This window comes from Niastella sp. sgz303648, from assembly GCF_059587045.1.
This window is the reverse complement of the sequence record NZ_JCAPSW010000021.1, coordinates 97718-122156: the sequence shown is the minus strand read 5'-3', so window position 1 is coordinate 122156 and position 24439 is coordinate 97718. Positions and strand designations below refer to the sequence as shown.

18 protein-coding genes are annotated in these 24439 nt (G+C 44.8%); 10 read left to right on the top strand and 8 right to left on the bottom strand.

Features of this window, described 5'->3' with window-relative positions:
* Positions 1-159 precede the first annotated feature (159 nt).
* The 5 genes from AC59IL_RS35015 (at position 160) to AC59IL_RS34995 (ending at position 3383) form a co-directional block, all read left to right on the top strand.
* A complete protein-coding gene (locus AC59IL_RS35015) occupies positions 160-570 on the top strand; it encodes a 6-pyruvoyl trahydropterin synthase family protein (RefSeq protein ID WP_496556907.1) in 411 nt (136 codons plus the stop codon).
* Positions 571-767: 197 nt separating this feature from the next.
* Positions 768-1181: a 6-pyruvoyl trahydropterin synthase family protein gene (locus AC59IL_RS35010; protein WP_496556906.1), complete on the top strand. Its 414-nt coding sequence runs from the start codon at positions 768-770 to the stop codon at positions 1179-1181.
* 25 nt (positions 1182-1206) lie between these two features.
* On the top strand, positions 1207-1803 hold the full coding sequence (gene folE / locus AC59IL_RS35005; protein WP_496556905.1) for a GTP cyclohydrolase I FolE: 597 nt from the start codon (positions 1207-1209) through the stop codon (positions 1801-1803).
* Between the two features lie 176 nt (positions 1804-1979).
* Complete coding sequence (gene fabD / locus AC59IL_RS35000) at positions 1980-2870, top strand: ACP S-malonyltransferase (protein ID WP_496556904.1); 891 nt, start codon at positions 1980-1982, stop codon at positions 2868-2870.
* A 282-nt stretch (positions 2871-3152) separates the two neighbouring features.
* Positions 3153-3383 carry a hypothetical protein gene (locus AC59IL_RS34995; protein ID WP_496556903.1) on the top strand — a complete coding sequence of 77 codons (231 nt, stop codon included), beginning with the start codon at positions 3153-3155 and terminating at the stop codon, positions 3381-3383.
* Between the two features lie 46 nt (positions 3384-3429).
* Here AC59IL_RS34995 and AC59IL_RS34990 read toward each other — a convergent pair whose 3' ends face one another.
* The 4 genes from AC59IL_RS34990 to AC59IL_RS34975 all read right to left on the bottom strand — a co-directional run bounded on the left by AC59IL_RS34990 (position 3430) and on the right by AC59IL_RS34975 (position 8701).
* Positions 3430-4749, bottom strand: a complete 1320-nt coding sequence (locus AC59IL_RS34990; RefSeq protein WP_496556902.1) for a S41 family peptidase — start codon at positions 4747-4749, stop codon at positions 3430-3432.
* Positions 4750-5058: 309 nt separating this feature from the next.
* Positions 5059-5508: a GNAT family N-acetyltransferase gene (locus tag AC59IL_RS34985; protein WP_496556901.1), complete on the bottom strand. Its 450-nt coding sequence runs from the start codon at positions 5506-5508 to the stop codon at positions 5059-5061.
* A gap of 158 nt (positions 5509-5666) precedes the next feature.
* Positions 5667-7346, bottom strand: coding sequence for an N-acyl-D-amino-acid deacylase family protein (locus tag AC59IL_RS34980; RefSeq protein ID WP_496556900.1), 1680 nt, complete (start codon positions 7344-7346; stop codon positions 5667-5669).
* 128 nt (positions 7347-7474) lie between these two features.
* Positions 7475-8701, bottom strand: coding sequence for a trans-sulfuration enzyme family protein (locus tag AC59IL_RS34975; RefSeq protein WP_496556899.1), 1227 nt, complete (start codon positions 8699-8701; stop codon positions 7475-7477).
* A 214-nt stretch (positions 8702-8915) separates the two neighbouring features.
* Here AC59IL_RS34975 and AC59IL_RS34970 point away from each other — a divergent pair, with 214 nt between their 5' ends.
* Positions 8916-9365, top strand: a complete 450-nt coding sequence (locus AC59IL_RS34970) for a DUF6934 family protein (RefSeq protein WP_496556898.1) — start codon at positions 8916-8918, stop codon at positions 9363-9365.
* 11 nt (positions 9366-9376) lie between these two features.
* Positions 9377-9601, top strand: coding sequence for a hypothetical protein (locus AC59IL_RS34965; protein ID WP_496556897.1), 225 nt, complete (start codon positions 9377-9379; stop codon positions 9599-9601).
* Between the two features lie 563 nt (positions 9602-10164).
* On the opposite strand, the gene AC59IL_RS34960 is transcribed toward AC59IL_RS34965, so the two are convergent.
* On the bottom strand, positions 10165-11154 hold the full coding sequence (locus AC59IL_RS34960) for a beta-ketoacyl-ACP synthase III (RefSeq protein WP_496556896.1): 990 nt from the start codon (positions 11152-11154) through the stop codon (positions 10165-10167).
* A gap of 407 nt (positions 11155-11561) precedes the next feature.
* Between AC59IL_RS34960 and ruvA the strand changes: the two genes are divergently transcribed.
* The 3 genes from ruvA (at position 11562) to AC59IL_RS34945 (ending at position 20164) form a co-directional block, all read left to right on the top strand.
* Entirely contained in the window at positions 11562-12146 is a 585-nt protein-coding gene (gene ruvA, locus AC59IL_RS34955; RefSeq protein ID WP_496556895.1) for a Holliday junction branch migration protein RuvA, read from the top strand.
* A 36-nt stretch (positions 12147-12182) separates the two neighbouring features.
* Positions 12183-19343, top strand: a complete 7161-nt coding sequence (sov, locus tag AC59IL_RS34950) for a T9SS outer membrane translocon Sov/SprA (RefSeq protein WP_496556894.1) — start codon at positions 12183-12185, stop codon at positions 19341-19343.
* Between the two features lie 101 nt (positions 19344-19444).
* A complete protein-coding gene (locus AC59IL_RS34945; protein ID WP_496556893.1) occupies positions 19445-20164 on the top strand; it encodes a hypothetical protein in 720 nt (239 codons plus the stop codon).
* Between the two features lie 27 nt (positions 20165-20191).
* Here the strand turns inward: AC59IL_RS34945 and AC59IL_RS34940 are convergent, their stop codons facing one another.
* The 3 genes from AC59IL_RS34940 to AC59IL_RS34930 all read right to left on the bottom strand — a co-directional run bounded on the left by AC59IL_RS34940 (position 20192) and on the right by AC59IL_RS34930 (position 24436).
* The gene (locus AC59IL_RS34940) at positions 20192-20626 is read right to left on the bottom strand and encodes a hypothetical protein (RefSeq protein WP_496556892.1); all 435 of its coding nucleotides are present in this window, start codon (positions 20624-20626) and stop codon (positions 20192-20194) included.
* A gap of 334 nt (positions 20627-20960) precedes the next feature.
* Complete coding sequence (locus tag AC59IL_RS34935) at positions 20961-21713, bottom strand: SDR family NAD(P)-dependent oxidoreductase (protein WP_496556891.1); 753 nt, start codon at positions 21711-21713, stop codon at positions 20961-20963.
* A 101-nt stretch (positions 21714-21814) separates the two neighbouring features.
* Complete coding sequence (locus tag AC59IL_RS34930) at positions 21815-24436, bottom strand: PKD domain-containing protein (protein ID WP_496556890.1); 2622 nt, start codon at positions 24434-24436, stop codon at positions 21815-21817.
* Positions 24437-24439: the final 3 nt, after the last annotated feature.

Genomic DNA, 24439 nt, shown 5'->3' with positions numbered 1-24439 from the left:
ACGCAAAGCTAAAGGTTTCCGGTTACCGGTTACCAGGTACCAGGTTCCCGGTATCAGGAAACTGGTACCTGGTAACTGGCAACTTGTAAGCTGTGTCTGCTATTATTTTACTCTTTTAAGGCGCATAGCTTAACTTTGCGCCAAATTTTCAGGATAACAATGGTGTATCTGACTCGTGTTGAACATTTTAATGCTGCCCATAAACTGTATAACCCGAACTGGAGCAAGGAGCAAAACGAAACCGTATTTGGAAAATGCGCCAACCAAAACTGGCACGGACATAATTACGAACTATATGTAACCGTAAAAGGGCGGCCGAACCCCGATACCGGTTTTGTATTTGATGTAAAAGAACTCAGCGGAATTATTAATCAATATGTTATTGAGCAATTAGACCATAAAAACCTTAACTTGGATGTTCCTTTTATGAAGGACCAGCTTTGTTCAACCGAAAATCTGGCGATTGCCATCTGGCAACAATTGCAGCCTCATTTGCCTTCAGCGGTACAGTTGCACGCAATAAAACTGTACGAAACGCCGCGGATATTTGTGGAGTATTTTGGCGAATAGGTGCTAAAACAGGCATATCCAAACAAACTCCTGAGCAGCCTGTTATATTTTTGCCATTTTGGCTGGCTGTAAACAACCGGCAACTTAATCAGATTCCCTTACCGCGCTCGCGCGGTACCAGTATATCGGCAAAAGTGATTGTCGGCCTGGTGACCAATTATCAATTTAAAGAGTAATTACTTTGTATTTTGAACAAGATGAGCAAAAAAGTAGCTGTTTTCCGAAGGGAACACTTTAATGCGGCGCACCGCTTATACAATCCTGCCTGGGATATGGCTAAAAATGATGCTGTGTTTGGTAAATGCAACAATCCCAGCTTTCACGGTCATAATTACGAACTGGTGGTTAAAGTAACCGGAGTGCCCGATCCCGAAACAGGATTTGTGATAGACATGAAAATATTAAGCGACCTGATCAGGGATCATGTGCTTGAAAAATTTGATCACAGGAACCTGAATTTAGATACGGAATATTTTAAAAAACTAAATCCAACGGCAGAAAATATTTGCGTGGTGATTTACGAATTGCTGCGCGAACAAATTGATGCACAGCTCGATTTACAGGTTCGCTTATATGAAACAGAAAGGAATTTTGTAGAATACCCTGTTTGAATTTTTTTTAACTAAAACATCGGAAATGGCCTACAAAAAAGTAGAACACTATGAAGATAAAATAATGTCGGGGCTCGCGCACCATTACCGCGAAGCGCTGACATTGCTCGGTGAAAATCCTGAGCGCGAGGGCCTTTTAAAAACGCCCGAACGTATTGCAAAAGCAATGCAATACATGACCCATGGCTATGATATGGATGCCAAAGCCATTTTAAATTCGGCCAAGTTTAAAGAAAACGTAAGCGAAATGATCCTGGTAAAGGACATTGAGTTGTATAGTATGTGCGAGCATCATATTCTGCCTTTTTTTGGCAAGGCGCATATTGCCTACATACCCAACGGGTACATCACCGGTCTTAGCAAACTTGCCCGCGTGGTTGATGTGTATGCCCGCCGCCTGCAGGTGCAGGAAAGGTTAACTACCCAAATACTTGATGCCATTAAAGAAACATTGCAGCCTCTGGGCGTTGCAGTAGTTATTGAAGCATCGCACCTGTGCATGATGATGCGCGGAGTGCAAAAACAAAACTCAGTAACAACCACTTCTGCCTTCTGGGGCGAATTTGAAAAAAACGAAACCCGCAGTGAGTTCACGAAACTGATCTCCTCACGATTACATTAATACAGTCCGAAAGTCGGGATAGCCGAAAGTCCGAAAGACGCTTACCTAGCAGCAAAACTCTTTCGGACTTTCCGACTTTACTGACTTTTGGACTTCTTACTGACCTTCCGGACTTCTTATTATTTGGTTAGTTAAACACTTTGTGGCATTTTTGTTTTTTAAACCCCTCTTAGATTATGACACATGCTTTTGTGTTCCCGGGGCAGGGATCTCAGTTTCCGGGGATGGGAAAAGAACACTATGAAAACAGCGCATTTGCGAAAAGACTTTTTGAACAGGCGAATGAAATTATGGGGTTCCGTATTTCGGATATCATGTTCAGTGGCAATGACGAAGATCTGAAACAAACCAGGGTAACACAGCCCGCCATATTTCTTCATTCGGTAATTGCATTTAAGGGTATCGATAATGCCAGGCCTGAAATGGTCGCAGGACATTCGTTAGGCGAGTTTTCGGCGCTGGTTGCCAACGGGGTATTGAGCTTCGAAGATGGTTTGAAACTGGTGAGCATCAGGGCTCAGGCCATGCAAAAAGCCTGTGAAACAAATCCGTCGACCATGGCTGCCGTACTCGGACTCGAAGATGCAAAGGTTGAAGAGATCTGTGCCGCAATTCAGGACGAAACCGATGAAATTGTTGTACCGGCCAATTATAATTGTCCGGGCCAGCTGGTAATTAGTGGAACAATAAAAGGAATTGAACTGGCCATTGAACGTTTGAAAGCAGCCGGCGCCAAACGCGCCCTCGTATTGCCTGTAAGCGGTGCTTTTCACTCGCCTTTAATGGAACCGGCCAAAACCGAATTATCGAAAGCCATTGATGCTACTACATTTTATCACCCCAACTGCCCTGTTTATCAGAACGTGGTAGCCAAAGCAGTTGGAAATAAGGAAGATATTAAACAAAATCTGATCGATCAGTTAACCAGTCCGGTTAAGTGGACGCAGAGCATCAAAACCATGATCACCGATGGCGGTACGCATTTTACCGAATGCGGCCCCGGAAAGGTGTTGCAGGGTTTAATTGCCAAAATCGATAAAAAAGTTACAACCGACGGTGTGAATTAAAAAGTATCGAGGCAAACAGTCAAAGAGTAAATAATTTAAATAAGCAAGGGTGGGTATCGCTGCAAGGCAACCCACCCTTGCTTATTTGTTAAATGCCCTAAAAAGGCCGGGTGGGTCACACTATGAAAGGCATTTTGAAAGGAAGCTTACCCCTTGCTCATATAAAGCAGGCCTACCCCTTTCGGTTTTGTTAAATACAGGCGACAATAACGCTACCGACGATAAGCCGGTCTACAACCCTTATTTTTTTGTTATCTTACAGATATACAATAAAAGATAAACATGAAACCCGCCATCATACTTTCATTACTGCTGATCGTTTGCTCACAAATACAGGCGCAGGATGTGAAAAAAAAGGTAGAGGAAGCAGGAAAAGCCGATGCCTGGCAACAAAAACAATTGCGCCAAAAAAATATCAGCAACGACAGCGCCGCTGCTACTACCAAGCCGGTAGCCATTTCACCTAAGAAAAGTAAGAAGCATTGCGGCAAACCAATTAGCAATAAGCAATAGACAATAGGCAAAGTCTGCCGCGGATTAATTGCATATTGCCAATTGCTTATTGCCTATTGACTACAGCTCCCTTAAACTTCAGCTTTCCTAATTGTGTGTTGGAATTTTGCACTTCCTCGGTTAAGCCGGCCCGTTGTTGAGGCGTAACGGCCATGCGGGCATAACTACCGCTGCTGATATAATGCAGCACGCTCGACAGGCAACTTTCACCGGCATCGCCCCATTCTTTATCGAGGCCATCGGTGATCTGGTAATCGAGACTTAACCCGTTAAAATAATTGCCTTCGCCATTTTTATTTACAGTGCGGAACGATACGGGGAAAATATACCAGTCAAATACCGGAATTGGGTAAAAACCAACCGGTTTTCCATGTGTATGATTAGGACCAACCAGTTGAATACCCATATAAGGTTTTAAACTATTTATAAGCAATTCACTGGCCGATGCTGTATTTTGACTAACAATAAAAAACAACCGGCTTAAATTCAGATTGCCCTTTTTATTGAAAGTGGCCGTAACGTCGGATGAGGTGTATTTATCATTGAAATGTTCGGTTAACATGATGCCATTATTACCGGCTACCGGCACCAGGTAATTCGCCAGCAAATTCTGTACAGACACATACCCGCCGCCGTTATACCGCAAATCAACCACCACATCCTGTACATTTTGAGTATTGAACTTATCGAATATGCGTACAAACTCGTTCTTTATTTCATTGGTATCGCCCAAAAAAGAATTGAAAACAAAATAACCGGTTTTACTGCCTCCGGTATTATACACCGAATCGAATAACAGGGGATGCTCTTTATAGGAAGATGATCTCAGGGCCATGGTAGTATCGCCGCTGTTCGGCCGGCCGAATACAAAACTGCCTGTACTGCTTTGATAAACGGCCTGTACAATGGCAGCGGAGTTAGACGATGTGATGGCCGAACTACCATTGATTTGTTTAATGCGCCAGCCGCGTTTAATTCCGGCTTTGCCGGCGGGCGATTCGGGCTCAACATACGATACGCGCAGATCGTCGCTGGTGTAGAAAAATACATTCAATCCAAAATCACCACCAATACCGCTGCTCAGGTCATCCCATTGAGATTTCAGCATGGCAAAACTCCACCGGTCAACAGGAGCCGAAAAACCGGGCTCCGTGCTGAAGCTGCGAATAGCTTCCATAACCTTATTGGGATCGGCATAGTTGCGGGCATCAAATGAAGAAGGGATGTTATTGTACCACAGGTATATGTCACGGGCATATGTTAAAGTGGTGTCATTCTTGACTTCCACGCTAACACCATCATGATTTTTTTTACAGCCTGCCAGCGTAAAACCAACCACAACAATTCCTGCCACAAGCATTTTCATATCGAAAACTGAGCTTTTTTCCATGTGACCGATAACAGATGTATTAATGTTCCGGGTTTGAAGCACCGGGCAATAATAATAATTCAAAAGCAAATGATCACCCTGGTGGCTGATGCGTTGCTTAACTTTAACAATTTACGCAAATTCGGCGAAATATTGATTGTGGTTACATTCTGTTAACATAGCAAGTCGGAGGTCGGAAGTCTGAAGTCAGAAAAGGCCGCGATTTAATCACTGCTCATGATAAGAAAAAGTCCGAAAGAATTATTGTGCTTCTTTCGGACTTGCGGTCTTCCGGACTTTCCGACTTTAAAGAGAGATACTGCAATTGATCCATTCGGGATCGAAATGTGCATTGTATTTTTTGTAGAAGTTAATAGCCGGTTCATTCCATTCAAGCACCTGCCAAACCATTCCGGTGAATTTTTTATCGCGGGCTTCCTCGATCAGTTGGTCGAACAGCAATTTGCCAAGGCCTTTGCCGCGCATTTTTTCGGTAACGATCAGATCTTCGAGATACATGCGTTGCCCCTTCCAGGTGCTGTAGCGGACGTAATACATGGCAAATCCCTCAACCTGTCCGTCAACTTCGGCAACAAAAGCCCACCAAACAGGATGTGGGCCAAAGCCGCTTTCAACAAAATGATCCATGGTAACAGTTACTTCCTGCGGCGCTTTTTCGTACAACGCCAGTTCACGAATCAGTTCAAGTAACCTTTCACAATCTTCTTTTACAGCACGACGAATAGTAATTTCCATTATTGGATAGTAATAATTTTAATGATTATACACTGGTGATACAGTTTGTGGTTTGAGGTTTATGGTTTGTGGTTCTTTTAATTCAGACCACCTAAGTATTTTCCAGCCCTCCTATTACTTCAACTACAAACAACAAACTACAAACCACAAACAATAAACTATAAACCTTTATATCCGGGGCCTTTTACAAACCTTCCTGGTTTGGCTCCGGTATGTTCGCCATCTTTCAAAACCGGTACGCCGTTCACCAGTACATGTACTACGCCGGTTGCAAACTGATGCGGTTTGTCGAATGTAGCGTGGTCCTGCACGGCAGCGGCATCAAAAATAACTACATCGGCATAATTTCCGGCCTTTAACGCTCCTCTGCGAACGATTTGAAAATTATCAGCCGGCAGCTTGCTTAATTTGCGCACCGCTTCTGACAAAGAAATTACTTTTTCATCACGTACATATTTTGCCAGCAGCTTCGCCACATTGCCATAGGCCCGCGGATGGCAGTTAAACTTCATAAAAACGCCTTCGGGTGAATATGATCCTTCATCTGACCCGAAGCTTACCCAGGGCAACTGCAGTTGTTTTTTAATATTTTCTTCATCCATTAAAAAATAAATGCAATCGATGCGTGAACTGTCCTGCACAATCAGGTCCATTGCAGTTTCTTCGGGCGATGTGCCACGAATATGGGCAATATCATTCAACGATTTACCGGTGAATTTTTTAAGGCTATCCTGCCTGAACCCTACCAGCAAAATACGGTCGGGCGAACCAGCTGCTACATAAAAATTCTCCCATTTATCGGTGGGCGTATCCATATCCCGGATGGTTTGTTTGCGAATGGCGGCATCCTGCAAACGGCTGCGCAATTTACCAAAACCGCCATCCTGCAAAGTGGGTGGCAGCGTAGCTGTAAGCCCAGTTCCACCGGCAATATAATTGTACATATCGGCGGTAATGTTCAATCCTTCGGCACGCGCCTTTTCAATGCGGTGTATCACGCTATCTATTTTATACCAGTTATTTTTACCGGCTGCTTTCAGGTGGTATATCTCTGCATGAATGTGTGCCCGTTTGGCAATGGCAATCAGTTCTTCAACCGCTTCAAACAATTGCGTGCCTTCGCTGCGCATATGTGAAATATAGGAGCCGCCATAGCGCGATGCTTCATCGCACATAGCCACCAGTTCATCGGTTTTGGCAAAAAAAGCGGGTGGATAAATAAGGGAAGAGCCCACGCCCATCGCACCTTCTTCCATGGCCTGTTTTACCAGCAACCGCATGCTATCGAGTTCAGCCGGCGAGGGATCGCGGTTATCTTCACCCACCACATAACGGCGAACTGTAGTGGCTCCTACAAAAGAAGCTACATTGCACGAGATGCCTTTCTGCTGTAAAAAGTTCAGGTATTCGCCTAAGGTCGTCCAGCTTACTTTATATTTTATGGCCGATTGCCCCTGCTCCATGTCTTTTTTCATAGCTGGTGTAAGCGGCCCCATGCTTTCGCCTTCGCCCATTACTTCAAGGGTAACACCCTGCCTGATGTCGCTTTGCGAACGGCCATCCTGTATCAGCGATTCATTGGCCCAGCTGAGCATATTTATAAACCCGGGCGCTACCGCCATTCCTTTGGCATCAATCACTTCTTTTGCATGCGCATCGCTTAAATCGCCGATAAAAGCAATGGTATCGGCATTAATGGCAATATCTGCCTTGTAAGGCATTTTGCCATTGCCATCGTAGATCATTCCATTGCGAATGATGATAGCGTATTTGTTTTCGGGGCTCAATTTGCAGCCCATCAGCAGGCATACAGGCCAAACCCAGTGGAAACGTTTCATATGTTGGAAGTTACAAATTACAAAGTTGCCAGTTATCAGTACCGGGCATCAGTTGCAGGTTTCAGGTTACATGATACAAGGGATGACTGAATTAAAGCCCCTGTAACCTGCATCCTGTAACCTGTAACTCATTTCAGCGCCTGTTCAAGATCGATGAGTATATCCTGCACATTTTCCATTCCTATGCTCATGCGTATGAGCCCGTCTGTTATACCGTATTGCTCACGTTGTTCTTTCGGCACGCCATAGTGCGTCATCGAGGCCGGATGGCACAGCAGCGTATCGCAGGTACCCAGCGAAACGGTTCTTGTGCACATTTTCAGCTTGTCCATCATCTGAATGCCGGCCGGCAGTCCGCCCTTCAGTTCAATGCTCATTATGGCGCCGGGATAACGCATCTGCTTAGCCGACACATAATAATCGGGGTGCGATGGCAGTCCGTTATAATTTACGTTTGCAACGGCGGGGTGGCCATCGAGAAAGTTAGCAATTTCGGTAGCATTATGGCAATGGCGCTCCATACGTACTTCGAGAGTACGCATACCATTGATGAGCAAAAAGGCATCGAACGGATTACTATTGCCCCCGAGCAAACGGATAGTTTTGGTGGCACGGGTGTTCATAAACTCAATATCGCGGCCCAGTAAAATGCCGCCTACCGCAGTGCCATGGCCGTTCAGGAATTTGGTAGTAGAGTGAATGATAAAATCTACACCATACCTGAAGGGTTGTTGCAAATAAGGAGTGGCAAAGGTGTTATCGCAGGCCACTATTTTGCCGTATTTACGGGCCAGTGCAGCCAGCTCTTCAATATCAACGCATTGAATGGTGGGGTTGGCTGGCGTTTCGAGGTACACCATTTTTATCTGCGGATCGGCTTTCAGCGCTTCTTCTGCTTTGTTCAAATCGCGCAGGTCGGCAATAACCGCTTCGATACCTAAACCAGGCAGTATTTTATCCATCATTTCCTGCGAGCCGCCATATAATGAGTAATGCGATAATATTTTGTCGCCGGTTTTGAGGGTCGATAAAAACAAAGTGCTTACCGCCGCCATACCCGAAGCATGCAACAACCCTTTTACCTGCAGGGGGTTACCGGCAGCATCGGCCACGCCAAAACATTCCATGGCAGCGATCTTTTTTTCGGCCTCAGTAGCGGTGGGGTTACCCCAGCGCGAATAAATATAGCCTTCTTCCTGTCCGCTAAAACGCCGCATGCCCTGTTCGGCGGTATCGTATACAAAGGTGCTGGAGGCATAAATGGGTACCAGGTGGGCATAGTTTGGATCGGGTTCATGACCTGCATGAATTGCCAGAGAGGTAAAGCCCGAGAACGGAAATTGTTTTTTTGCCATGCTTTAAAAATATCGAATATCAAATGAAAAATGTCGAAAATCGAAGTTAGGGCATCGGGAGGAACAGGGGTAATTGGAAATTGATTTTGATCAATCAATTTTATCTTTCAGAATGCACCAAAGTCACACTCACATAAATTGATCAAAATCAACAGTTTATTTTACCCTTAACAAAATATGATTCTGTAAATTTATTCGCATATATGTAACAGAAATGAGTGTACAGGAATATAATTTTGATACCTACGAAAACTTTCTTGAATATCAATTTTATAGTGAAGGGCCAAAAGGAAGAGTAAAAAAAGTTGTTCGTTATACTCCTCAAAAGGCTTTTGGAACAACTTATTATAATCTTGGTTTTGGTGACTGGGATCATCTGGAGAATCAAATAGATGATCTTGTTATCACCAATAATCACGATAGAGATAAAATATTGGCTACTGTTGCGAAAACAGTCCTGATTTTTACCGAACATTTTCCTGATGCTTTGGTATACGCAAAGGGAAGCACTCCGGCAAGAACCCGTCTATATCAAATCGGAATAGTTTCAAATTGGACAGAAATTGACCGGTTATTATATGTTTTAGGGTACACCCAAAAGAATGACTGGGAGCTATTTGTAAAAAATTTTAACTATGAGGCTTTTATGGTCTTTCGCAAATAAATTGTAAATTTATGGAACATAAATCTGAGGTAAATATGTTACCTAAGCGGAAAAATAAAAAATATAGGGTGGCTGGCACAAATATCTGGTATACAATTAACCCTGATATGCCTGAGCATGGAAATGATCCTTTCTTTATAAAAAAAGCTCAGGAATCGAAAGAGTGGTTGGAGAAACATGGATTGCCTTCAGAAGAACTACTAAATCTAAGATTCAATTCAAAAATAACAAAGTAGCTCACCAACCGGTGGGTTTTCTTTTTTTATAGCCAAATAACCATGAACGGATCAATCTCATGGTTGAACCGAGCGATCTCATACATGAACCGTTCAACTTCATGGTTACTTTGTACAATTTCATACATGAACCGTTCAACTTCATGGTTACTTTGTACAATTTCATACATGCACCGTTCAACCTCATGGTTACTTCGTACAACTTCATACATACACCGNGTGCAACTTCATACATAAACGGTTCAATCTCATGGTTACTTTGTACAATTTCATACATGCACCGTTCAATCTCATGGTTGCTTTGTACAACTTCATACATACACCGTTCAACTTCATGGTTACTTTGTGCAACTTCATACATACACCTTCAACCTCATGGTTACTTCGTACAATCTCATAAATGAAATGTTACCATCATGTTTGAACTGAACGGCCGCATGAAAAAGACTTTTATAAACGTCAAAGGCGGGCCTCCTCCCAAAAGGAGACCCACCTTTCTATAAAAAGCTCAAACTATATTTTATTCGAAAATTAGCAAATTAGCCAATTAGCACATTGGCAAATTAATACCCCCACTTCAACAACGTAGCGCCCCAGGTAAAGCCGCCACCGAAAGCCGCCAGCACAATATTATCGCCTTTTTTCAGCTGGCTTTCCCAATCGTACAAACAAAGGGGAATCGTTCCGGCAGTGGTATTGCCATACCGCTGAATGTTTAGCATCACTTTGTCGTAGCTGAGGCCCATGCGGTCGGCAGTAGCGTCGATGATGCGTTTATTGGCCTGGTGAGGAACCAGCCAGGCAATGTCTTCACCGGTGAGTTTATTTCTTTCGAGCAGTTCGGCACTTACATCGGCCATTCCTTTTACGGCTGCCTTAAATACCGGCTGTCCTTCCTGATAAATGTAATGTTCTTTGTTGGCAATGGTTTCGGCCGAAGCAGGACGTAAGGAACCACCAGCTTTCATATGCAGATGCTGACAGCCGCCGCCATCGCTTCTTAAAATGCTATCAAGCACACCGTATCCTTCGGTATTGGCTTCGAGCAGCACAGCCCCTGCCCCATCGCCGAAAATAATACAGGTGGTGCGGTCGCTGTAATCTACAATCGAGCTCATTTTATCCCCTCCGGCCACGATCACTTTTTTACAGCGGCCACTTTCAATTAAGCTGGCGCCGGTAGTTAATGCGTATAAAAAACCGCTGCAGGCAGCCAGCATATCAAAACCCCAGGCATTCTTAAGCCCGGCTTTGTGGCATACCAGGTTGGCGGTTGAAGGGAACATCATATCGGGAGTAACCGTCCCTATCACTACTGCATCAATTTCAAGGGGATCGATGCCTCTTTTCTTTAAAAGCTGTTGAACCGCAGGCACAATCATATCAGAAGTGCCCTTCTGGCCTTTCAGAATTCTTCTTTCTTCTATACCGGTACGGGTGCGGATCCATTCGTCGGTGGTATCAACTATCTTTTCCAAATCAAAATTGGTCAGTTTGTCATCAGGAACGTAGCCGCCAACAGCCGTGACGGCAGCATTAATTTTTTGCGCCATGCTACTTTTAAACGGTTTGATATTGAACTAATTTGAAAGCAAATTTCAGTAAATAAGCGGGCAAAGATAAGGAACTGTTGATAGTTTGTGGTTTGGAGTTTGTGCCCGCTCAAATGACCCGGGGCAGACGGGGTTTGTGATTTTTTGGGCTAAGCACTCAAATTTTCAATGAAAACCGGCTGCATTTTTGTTGAAGGCAGTTTCTATGTTTGAAATTTGGGCCTGCGCTTCTTTGGGTCTAAAATACACAGATTGTCATGAAATAGCTGAAGGCCGTTTGAAGCTGACAGATGTGAGGGGAAGGATATAAACAGCTGCTAAAATTATACAGCAAAATTATTTAAAGTGCGCTCTAACAACAAACTACAAACTTCAAACCACAAACCGAAATTCCCTATTTTCGTAACATGATCGCATTTGTAAGAGGACAGTTTGTTTATAAATCTCCGGCTGTTGTTCATATTGAGGCCAGCGGCGTGGGGTACGAATTACAAATCAGTCTGCACACATACTCGCATATTCAGGCGTTAGATAAAGGGCTGCTATATACGCACCTGCACATTAAAGAAGATGCACATACGCTGTATGGCTTTTTTGAAGTGGCCGAAAAAGAACTGTTTTTGCAACTGATAAGCATATCGGGTGTGGGTGCAGCAACTGCCCGCATGATGCTGTCTTCGATGAAACCCGATGAACTATCACGCGCTATTGTTCAGGGTAACACCAAACAGCTGGAAGCCATTAAAGGTATAGGGAAAAAATCTGCAGAGCGTATTGTACTCGAACTGAGAGATAAACTGAGCAAAGGCAAGCCAGGCCTAAATATTTCTCCACTGATTAACAATACGTTGGAGTCAGATGCGTTAAATGCCTTGATTGCATTGGGAATTGCAAGAGCTGCCGGCGAACAGGCCGTTCAGCGAGTTATGAATGCCGAACCTACTCTTAATGCAGTTGAAGAAATTATTAAGAAAGCATTAAAAATCATGTAAGCCTATCGGGACCGAACTCTACCTAACTAATTTCTCTTGAGAAGATTGTTGCGTACATTTTATAACAGCAGCCGGATTTGTATTCTGTTGACTGCTTGCGTTGGGTTGAGTTCTGCCGCCATGGCTTTTAATGCTCCCTGGCAGGACACTTCCAAACCGCAAAGCATTGACACCCTAAAGTACCCCCTGCACGACCGGCGGGGTGATAAATTTACATTTCCTCAAAGAAAGTCGTTCGATTTGAACGACCCTGCTAACATCCACGACTCGATAATTTACGATCCTAAAACAAAGCAGTACTACATCATTGAAAAGATAGGCGATTTCTATTATCGCAAACCTACCTATCTCACCTTTGAAGAGTTCATGCAGTTGCAGGCCCGTAAACAGGAAACTGATTATTTTAAAAAACGGTCGAACATCTTAAGCGGGCTTAACCGAAAAATGCTCAAACCTAAGATGTCTGTTACCGATAATTTGTTTAACCGCATTTTCGGTAACGGTAAAATTGAAATCAGGCCGCAGGGTGAAGTGAATATCCTGGCCGGTTATCAGGGTCAGAACATCAAAAACCCGGCGCTTCCCGAAAGAGCCCGCCGTAACGGTGGTTTTGATTTCGACATGAACGCCAACCTGAGCGTAATCGGCAACATCGGCGATAAACTGAAATTGCCCATCAGCTATAACACCCAGGCCAACTTCGACTTCGACAATCAGCTAAAACTCGATTATACCGGTACCGACGACGAAATCATTAAAAAAATTGAGGCGGGTAACATTTCTTTTTCTTCAAAAGGATCGCTGATACCCGGCGCCCAACAGCTGTTTGGTATAAAAACACAGCTGCAATTTGGTAAGTTGTACATCACCGGGGTATTGGCCAACCAACGTTCGCAAAAGCAATCGCTTGGGTTACAGGGCGGATCGGCCAGCACCTATTTCGAATTCAAGGCCGATGACTACGAAGAGAACCGGCACTTTCTGCTGGCTCAATACTTCAGGAACAATTTCAACAAGGCCATGTCGAAGCTGCCGGTGGTAACTTCCCAGGTACAGATCATGCGCATGGAAGTATGGGTTACCAACCGTAACGGTTCAACCACCGAAACCCGCGACGTGGTAGGCTTGATGGACCTTGGTGAAACAAACCCATGGAACCCGAATGTTCACAGTTTGGGTGGTAACGCATTACCCAATAACAACGCCAACGACCTGTACAGCAGATTAGCAAACGACCCCAATAGCCGCAGTTCTTCGTTCATCACCTCCAAACTCAGTAGCCTGGGTTTACGGCCGGTGCAGGACTTCGAAAAAACATTTGCCCGCAAACTAAATACAAGCGATTATTTCTTTAACCCCCAGGTGGGGTTTTTGTCGCTAAACCAGCCTTTGCAGTCAGATGAAGTGCTGGGCGTTGCTTTCCAGTACAGCTACAACGGCAAAATATACCAGGTGGGTGAATTTTCGCAGGATGTTACACCCGATACCACCAACAAAGTGGCCGGTACGCAAAAAGTATTGTTCCTGAAGTTGCTAAAAGCCACTTCGCAAAGAACCAACCTGCCGCTGTGGGATCTGATGATGAAAAACGTGTATTCGCTGAAAACAAAAGACGGAAGTTACCTCTCCGGTGTACAACCTGCCGACTTTAAGCTGAATGTACTGTATGAAGAACCGAGCCTCGGTCAAAAACGCTTTTTGCCCGAAGGCGCCAAACCCGGCGTTCCGCTGATTTCCCTGCTGAACCTCGACCGGCTAAATGCCCGGAACGATCCTTTACCCGACGGGGTTTTCGATTACCTCGAAGGATTTACCATCTTATCGCAACAGGCCCGTATAATTTTTCCGTTCCTTGAACCATTCGGGCACGATCTCGATTCGGTAGCCTTTCAGGGCAGTTCCACAGATATCAAGGCCAAATACCTGTACCTGCCGTTATACGATACGATTAAGGAAATAGCAAAAACCTACGCCAACCTCGACCGGTATATCATCAGCGGTTACGCCAAAGGACAAAGCACTTCCGAAATTTCGCTGGGCGCCTTTAACGTACCGCAAGGTTCGGTTAGCGTTTCGGCCGGTGGGCGAATTCTTAGCGAAAACGTTGATTATGTAGTGGATTATAACCTCGGTACGGTTAAAATCATCAACCAGGCCATTTTAAATGCCGGTGTGCCCGTGAGTGTTCAGTTCGAAAACAATGCAGGCTACGGCATACAACAGCGCAACTTTATGGGATTGCGGCTCGATTATATGGCCAAACAAACCGCCCGCGAATCATTGACTATCGGCGCTTCACTGGTAAGACTGGGCGAACGCCCCTTCTTCACCAAAACCAGTTATAACGAAGACCCGATTCGCAATACGATGTACGGGGTAGATTTCAATTATACCACGCAGGCCCCGCGCATCACCCGCATGTTGGATAAACTGCCTTTTTACCATACAACCGAAATGAGTACCGTTACGGCTTATGGCGAAGCCGCCTACCTGAAACCCGGCCACCCGCCGCAAATCGGTAAAGGCAGCAGCAGCCAGGTATTCATCGATGATTTTGAAGGTTCACGCAACGCCATCGACCTGCGTTTTCCGTTGGTGAGCTGGGGCCTTTCCAGTACTCCGGCCGGTAATGGCCTGTTCCCCGAAGCCGACGGCCGCGACTCGCTGCCATATGGTTACAACCGCGCCAAACTGGCCTGGTATAACATTGAACCGGTGCTGCAGGATAAAACAAGTCCCGATAACCCCATCAATAAAAGCCTGTTGAACGACCCGCGTGTTCGTTCGGTGAACGTAAAAGATATCTTCCCGCAACGTACACCCGATCTGGGCCAGGGTAGTCTGGTAACATTCGACATGTCGTTCTATCCAACCGAAAGAGGTCCATATAACTATGATGCCCGAACGGGCAGCATAGACCCCAATGGTAAATTACTGAATCCCCAAAAACGCTGGGGTGGTATAATGCGCGGCATCGACCAGGTTGACTTTGAAACCGGTAATGTGGAGTTTATTGAATTCTGGTTGCAGGACCCATACATTTTAAACCCCGGCAGCAGCGGTGGTGAATTGTATTTTAACCTCGGTAATATATCAGAAGATGTACTGAAAGATGGTAAACGCTTTTTCGAGAACGGTATCAGCGGCGCTACAACAAAAGCCCTCGAAGATACCGCCACCCGTTGGGGTAAAGTGCCTGCCAACCCCATTCAGGTTACCCAGGCTTTCAGTAACGACCCAAGCGACAGGCCGCTTCAGGATGCGGGTTTTGATGGCTTAACAGATGATGACGAACGCGTGAAGTTCCAGGATTATTTAAACCAGCTGCAAAGCATTGGCGGCAACGCTTATCAAAAAGCATTGAGTGACCCGTCGACCGACGATTATATCAACTATCGTAATGCCCGGTTCGGGTCGAACGACGGTATTCTGGCCCGTTATAAAAATATCAACAACCCGCAGGGCAACTCACCCGTTGCCGGCAGCGGCGATAAATTTGTAAGCGCTTTTACTTTATATCCCGATCAGGAAGAATTCAACCGCGACAATACCCTGAACGAACTGGAAGAGTATTTTCAGTACCGGGTTGAGCTGAAGAAAACCAATATGCATGTAGGTTCAAACTACATTACCGACAGTATACTGGTTAAACCTAGCAGCAGCGCAGCTGAAACATGGTACCTGTTCCGTATCCCCATCAGGGAATACCAGCAAAAAGTGGGTAACATCCCCGACTTTAAGAGCATTCGTTTTATTCGTATGTACCTTACCGGTTTTGAAGATTCGGTGGTACTGCGTTTTGCCAAACTGGAACTGGTGCGTAACCAGTGGCGTCAGTTCAACTACCTGCTCGATACGGCCAGTCAGTACAATCCCATTCCGGCCAACACTCCCACTACTGTAAAACAGCTGGCGGTGAATGTTGAGGAAAACAGCTCGCGATACCCCGTTAATTATAAAACCCCGCCCGGTGTAATTCGTCAGCAACAGTTGAGCAACAACAACGTAAACCTGTTGCAGAACGAACAATCATTAAGCCTGCAGATATGCAACCTGTTGAAAGGCGATGCAAGAGGCGTGTTCAAAACCATGAACCTCGACCTGCGTCAGTACAAGCAGTTGCAGATGTACATACATGCCGAGTCGGTAAAAAGCAGCACCGACATCAAAGACGATGAGTTGTATGCGGTTATTCGTTTGGGTAACGACCTCATCAGCAATTTTTATGAAATGAAAATTCCCCTCAAAATGACGCCATGGGGAACGGGTGATGATGCATTAATATGGCCTGCCAAAAACGAACTCGATCTGGCGTTAGACCGCCTTACCAAACTGAAAGTATCGCGTAATAATAACGGCCAAACCTATAAATATTACCAGGAAACCGAAGGAGACGGTAAACAGTATGCAATTTTGGGTAACCCCAACCTCGGTGAGATCCGTGTATTTTTCATTGGTGTTGAAAACCGCAACCACACAGACGCCTGTACAGAGGTGTGGTTTAACGAACTACGGTTATCGGGCCTCGATGAACATGGCGCCTGGGCAGCCATGGGCCGTGTAGATATCAAGCTGGCCGACCTGGGTACCCTGTACGTTTCAGGTAGTGCACGCAGCGCCGGCTGGGGAACTCTTGAACAACGGGTAAACGAACGGTCACGCGAAAGCTTTACCCAGCTCGATGTGGCTACCAATCTTGAACTTGGCAAACTACTGCCCAAAAAAGCCGGTATGAGCATTCCCGTGTATGCCAGCTATTCACAAACAATAACAACGCCCGAATACGATCCGTACGACCTGGATATAAAATTGAAAGATAAGCTCAACGCCGCATCGGGCAGTGCCAAAGACTCTATACGCAAAGACGCAATTGATGTAAAGACCATTAAAACACTAAACTTTACCAATGTTAAAAAGAACAATATTAGTGGTAAAAAGCAACACATCTGGAGCATTGAGAACATCGATGTAAGCTATTCGTATTATAAAGAAGAACAGCACAACCCGCTGATCGAAAGCAATGAAGTAGTTCGCCACCGCGCCGGTTTGGGATACAATTATACATCCACACCCAAATACTGGGAGCCGGCCAAAGGCATCATCAAATCAAAATCGCCCTGGTATGCGGCATTGAAAGACTTCAATATAAACCCCATGCCTACCCTGTTAGGGTTCAGGGCCGATATCAACCGCCAGTTCGGTACATACCGGCCACGCAGCGTGGGTACACCAAAGGGCCTGATACCTGAAACCTACGACAAGTTCTTCACATTTGACCGTACGTATAACCTGCGTTGGGATTTCACCCGTTCGCTGAACCTCGACTTTACGGCACTGAACCGTGCCTGGGTTGATGAAGACAGCGGCCGCTTGGATGAGTCGAAGAAAAAACGCATGTGGGATAATTTCTGGAAAGGCGGTCGTACCATTCAGTACAACCAGAAAGCTACTTTCTCGTATACTTTACCTACCAGCAAATTGCCCTTCCTCGACTGGACAACCGTTCGGGCAGGCTATACCGCTACCTACGACTGGCTGGCCGCTTCTTTATTGGCACGTGAATTTGGTAACACGTTATCGAACAGCCAGCAGAAAAACCTCACAGCCGAATTTGATTTTACACGGTTGTATGCGAAGTCGAGGTTGCTACGCGCTTTTGAAGAAGATGCACAGCCTAAGCCGCCACCGGTGCCTGGTGCAGATAATAAAACCGATACAACCGGTAAAAAGAAGAAACGCGATAAGAACGCACCGCTTGAATTAGGCGGCGGGGTAAAATTCGCCGGTCGCTTTCTTACTATGCTTAAAAGAGTAAGCGTTCAGTATTCAGAAAATGCCAGTGCAACCATTTACGGTTATACCGACAGCACCCGTGCATTGGGTATGAACTTTAAATCGATGGCTCCCGGATTAGGATTTATTTTCGGCCGTCAGCCCGATACCAATTTCGTGAACATGATGGCCTCGAAAGGATGGCTTAGCGCCGATTCGAATTTCAACTATCAGAACCGGCAGGATTATCAGCAACGGTTGAATATCACGGCCACGTTAATACCCATACGCGATTTAACCATCGACATAACTTTCGATAAAACCTTTGGTAAAATGTACAGCGAGCTGTACAAAGACACCACCGGTACCGGTCTTCATTTTGCCCGGCTGAACCCGTATACATCGGGTAGTTTCAGCGTAAGCTATATAGCATTGAAAACAATGTTCAGCCCTGTAAAAAACAACGAAGTATCGGCCACCTTCCAGAAGTTCCAGGACTACCGCCTTGTATTATCAAAACGGCTGGCCGAGCAAAACGCCTACTGGCAAAAACTCGACCCCAATCAGCAGTTCCTGAGCGACGGATATTATAACGGATACAGCCGCTATGCGCAGGATGTATTGTTGCCTGCGTTCATTGCAGCTTATACCGGTAAAGATCCCACTAAGGTTGCGCTGATCAAACAAAACAACCCGAATATCCGTTCTAACCCATTCTCGGGTATATTGCCAAAACCCAACTGGCATCTTACCTACAACGGATTAACCCGTATCAAGGGCATGGAAAAGATATTCACCAACTTTACCATTTCGCATGGTTATAACAGTACGCTGAGTATGAACAGCTTTTCATCGGCCCTGTTATTCCGCGACTCGTTTAACTTAGGGTTCCCAAGCTTTATCGACACTGCTTCGCACAACTATATTCCTTACTTCCTGGTGCCCAATATATCAATCACCGAACAGTTTGTTCCGTTAATTGATATGGATATGCAGTTTACCAACAACCTGACTGCCCGTTTTGAATATAAAAAATCAAGAACGGTTAGTTTGAGTTTGATCGACTTCCAGGTAAGTGAATCGCGCTCAACCGAGTTTACGATCGGCGCCGGGTTCCGAAAACGCGGAGCGTTTTCATGGATAAAATTCCGCGGCAAGCCGCTGCAAAACGATGCCAGCTTCAGGCTCGATGTTGGATTGCGTGATGATATTACTGCCAACAGCCGGTTAGACCAGGACCAGGCATTGCCCACGAACGGACAAAAAGTTATCACCATTAACCCAACCGTTGATTATGTGATCAGCAACCGGGTTAACCTGAAATTATATTTTGAACAAAGGCGTGTTGAACCGAAGATATCTACCTCTCCGCCCATTACCACTACAAGGGCGGGTATACAGATAAGGATTTCGTTAGCGCAGTAAGAAGTTTAATAAAATGTAAATATGCCACGTCTTTAAAGGCGTGGCATATTTGTTTGGAGGATATCTCATAAATTTATGGATTCTAATTTTTGACAGTTACTATGGAATGGAAAAATCATGGATGGGCAACGTTTTGCGGCGAGGCTGCAAAATTTTCAACAGCCTTTCAAAAAGAAATGGCTGACCAATTAGCTGAAAATTTTTATTTAGCGCTTGGAGTGCCTGATAACAATAAATTTTGTTTGTATGTTGGGATGACCGAAATGCGAACTATAATACAGGATGGCTATGCTTTTGGATTGGTTGATGTAATAGCTCCCAATTCTTTGTCTACAACAATAACTGCCTGGTGGAAAACTGCCAATCCCGACAATTTGCCTGATGCAACCAACGCAACTTTCTTTGATAAATCAAATATCGAATTTGGATGGTGTAAGGATTTTGAAAGAGATGAATTTCTGGAACACATTAAGCCCGGGAAAACTATTGATAAAGAAAAGTACAATCTGATATTTGATGTTGAGTATGACTATACGTTATATCCCGATTTAAGAGTAACTGTTTGCTTTAAAGATCAAATTGATGAAATAGCTGTCAGGGAAATTCAGGATGTTTTTCATGAATGCATTACTGAAACCTATATATCTGAATTTACAAATGAAACCGGGAAAACGGCATCCAATGGTGAGAATAAGGTTTTGGGCATTATGGACTTTCATGGAAAACCATTTGAGGATGGGCATTCCCAATTAATGGCCGCTTTTCAAAATCTCAGTTTATTAAAAGTTGGCGCTGAAATTGAAAAAATAATTATTGAATAACAGGCTTCCGGCTATTTAACCATAAATTTATCGCTGTGCCGTTGGCTCAGGCTTTTTCAGCAGCATTACATAACCGCACAATTTCTTTTTTTGCTTGTTTACCTGCACCGGTTTAATCATGTGGTATTCGGTGAACTGAGGAACATAAGTGTAACTGATGATATTGCCATCTACATCGCCCCATTGATTTTTTTTGTAAACAACCTGACGTTCGTTCCAGTCATACATGCGTACCTCATACAATTTTGAAGTGGGATCACCGATAAAAACAAACTGGTAAACGGTGCCGGCCTGCATGGGCAATACAACGGGCATTTCGTATTCGCTTTCCATACTAACCGAAGCTTCGCGCAATAACACAAAACCCTGCGATGAATAGGCTTTCTTTAAACTGTCAACTGTTTGCTGATAGGGATTGCCTTCGCAACTCTGAAGTTTGATTACGTCGTTCTGTGCACGCAAGGATAGGGTGCATAGTGATAAAATGCATGCGGTCAGGCATGCGCATAGGGATTTGCACATAGAAATTTGGCTTTAAGCAGGATTTTGGAATACGTCGCGATTATAAAAGTACACAAAGTATCGGTTTATGCAAGTGGATTTAACACTTATCGCATTAACTAAATACATTATATACCAGCGATTTAAGGGCTTACCTGTACTCCTATACCTTTTCACATTCCAATTATTTAAAATCGAAATATGTTGGCAAAAAGTTATCCAGATTTTCGCCCTGCCGAATAGTTTTCCAAAATTTAACCTTTGTGAAAGCTATGAACTTTGGAAAAGAAAAAAACTACTTATGCAAGTAGAAAGAGTTGGCCTGCGCCAGACAGGTTAAATTGAGGTCGTTAATACAAACATGCGGAGGCACTGTGGTGGTAAAGTAAACCACTTCGGCCACATCGGTAGCTGTAAGTGGTTGATAACCTTCGTACATTTTATCAGCAGCAGTGGTATTGCCCTTGAAACGGACCATCGAAAATTCGGTTTCGGCCGCTCCGGGGTGAATGGCAGTAACTTTAATTTTATGTTTCAGCAGGTCGACCCGCATCGATTGCGAAAGGGCGTCGAGCGCGTATTTTGATGCACAGTATCCATTTCCTCTTTCGTATACTTCCTTGCCGGCAATGGATCCGATGTTGATAATATGTCCCTGCTTTCTTTCGATCATGTAGGGCAAAAGGGCTTTTGTTACATACATCACCCCTTTTACGTTAGTATCGATCATGGTTTCCCAGTCGTTCAAATCGGCATCTTCAAAAAGATCTCTTCCTAACGCCAGTCCGGCATTATTGATCAGAATATCAACTGTTTTCCAGCTAACAGGCAATTGTTCTATTGCATTAAAAACAGCCTCACGGTCGCATACATCAAATACAAGCGGGTGCACTTGAACATTGAATTTTGCAATCAGTTCATGCTTCAGGTTTTCGAGGCGCTCGGCCCGGCGGCCGGTAATGATCACATTATAATTATTGGATGCAAATTTTTCGGCCATAGCCTTACCAAACCCCGATGTAGCTCCGGTGATGAATACTGTTTTCATGAATGGTGAGTATTGAGAACGCAAAGTAAGATGAAATCTGCAAACAAGTTAATCAGTTGACCGGTTAACCAGTTAACTTGTTAACCTGTTAACTGGTTAACTTACCTTAACAATACAGCAAATCCCTTTCGCATCACCACTTTGCCGGTATAATCCGTTCCACGTGCCATCCAAACAAAAGTGCCGGTATCCTGTGGTTTGCCTGCCACCGAGCCATTCCACCCTATTTCGGGATTATAGGTTTGAAATACCATTTGTCCCCACCGGTTAAATACGCAGAAATAATCAAGTTTGGCAATGCCTACCGGAATTGGCCGTAACAAATTATTGCGGTTGCTACCGGGTCGAAAGGCATTGGGAACAAAGATATCAGGAAGTGTTTTAAATACTTTTATATTGATGGTATCGAGGTCGTAACAACCTTCGGCGGTATAAGCCTTCAACTGGTACGAAAAATTATCATCGAGCATGGCGATCGGGTTCGCCACATCATTGCGATTGAGATGCAAGGGCGGTTGCCATTCATATAAATCGGCTCCCCTCCCATTTAATTGCAGCGGCTGACCAACAACAATATTGGTATCGTTACCTGCAAATGCAATGATCTCATTTTTTACATTTACTATTACAGTATCCCGACCTGGTTTCGGACAGCCGAGCGTATCCCACACACTTAAAACATAGGAAGTTGTTCGTTTGGGCCAGGCCAGCGTGCTCAAACTGTTGGGATCACTTAGTGTACTTACCGGGCTCCAGGTAAACCGGTAACCAACCATACCGGCATGCAAACTGGCGGTATCATCGTAGCAGATCAACGTATCGGCGCCGGCCCTTGCAACAGGGTAAGGAATGGTTCGAATGGTAACATCGTCCTGCGCACTGCATTTTCCGATATGCGCCACAACATGATAGGTAGTGGTAGCGGTTGGTCCTACCAGTGGCTGCTTAACATTCGGATCATTTATGTATCCCGGTAAGCTAGCCGTCCATTCAAACTTCAATCCATCGGTTTGTGGATGTAGTTGTATAGTATCGGTTAAACAAATCGTACTGTCGGCGCCTGCATCCAGCGTAACAAAATCAACCACGCGAACGCGAACATTATCTTTATTAACGCAGCCGTTTTCATTTAATGTTACTTCATAGGTAGTAGTAATCTTTGGCCATACTTCAGGAGTTGGCGTATTTTCATCGCGAATATTGTACAGGGGCGCCCATGAAAACACGCCATTGCCCGACGCATTCAGCCGCAAACTGTCAATACTGCAAATGAGGGTATCTTTAAAAGCCATTGCAATCGGAGGCTTATCTCTTACATCAGCCGTGCCCGTTATGGTAGCAACACAGCCTTTATCGCTTTCTACCGTAAGCGTTACTGTTTTTAAACCGGTTGTACTGTACTTCCAGCTGGGGTTTTGTAGGGTCGAAACATCTGTAGTAGTTGTTTCGTCACCAAAGTCCCAAGTCCACTTATTGGGTTTGCCATATTTTGAGGTGGTCTGATCAATAAACTGCAGCGGCAACAGTACACAGGTGCCCTGCACTTTAAAGCCGGGATAAAAGCCGGGATATACTTTTGCCAGCGTTACTGTTTCGTCTTCACACTGCCCTGCCAGCACCACTTTTAGTTTAACCTTATAAGTTCCTGTATCGGCATACTGGTGTTGCACACGGCCTTCAAGATCGTTAGTTGTATCAGGCGGCGTACCATCGCCGAAATCCCAGGTGTATACCGAGCCCGATGGATTGGCCTGCTCGTTTTTGAAGTTTACCAGAAAATCGTCGCAATAGGAGTAATCCGGTTTTAAAACGGCTTCGAGCGGAATACAATCCGACACTTTTACGTGAACATCTTTACGATGAATATTGATCAATACGCCCTGCCGGTATTCATAAGCACAAACGGTAATTACATATTGCCCCGTGGTTGCCGGAGCGATGCCCGAAATAAGTCCGGTTTTTGAATCGATGGTCACCTGTCCGCCCAGAGGTGCATTTCCACCAAAGGGCGATTGATAGCTTAACCCTATGTAAGGCGGCGATGCTGAAGATTGCGGATTGGGATCATTGGTAGATGCGCCTTTAAAACCACTGCAAAAAGTATAAACCAGGTTATCGGTTCCATCGGGTTCAGTAGCGGCAAAGCTCAGCGTAAAATTACTGCTGCGGCAAATGGCAGTGGCATCGTTGGGCAAAAAACGCGGACTGGAATTTTTGTAGGCATCGGGTAATGTGTTGGTTCCCGGAATTTCGCACAAATAAGTAGCACCCACTGAATTACTGCGCGGAACAAGATTAACAATGTTATCGATGCGGCAACAACGCTGATATGAAATTACATAACCGCTGCTATTGATGGGTAAAACAATGATAGTGCTAAAGGATCGCACGCGGTAGCAAACATCTGTAGGCGGATTACTGATACAGGGATTCGAAGCGGGATCGAAACGCAGGAACTGATCGCCGGTAGTACCGGCATTAAAAACGCCTACCTGTGCATTATTGCTTTTATCAAAAACCGTAAGTCTTATTTCGGTATCCAGTTGCCCGGGACTGTTTGCATTACAATCGATGTACAGTTTTAAAGTTACCCGGTACTGCGAATTATTGCTACCGGAAGGCCCCAGATATTCATAAAACATTTCCCCTCCCTTAATATGCTCAGCAAACAGGGATTGGATTGTTCCACACAAAAAAACAACTATCGCCAGGGCTCTTCTCATCAG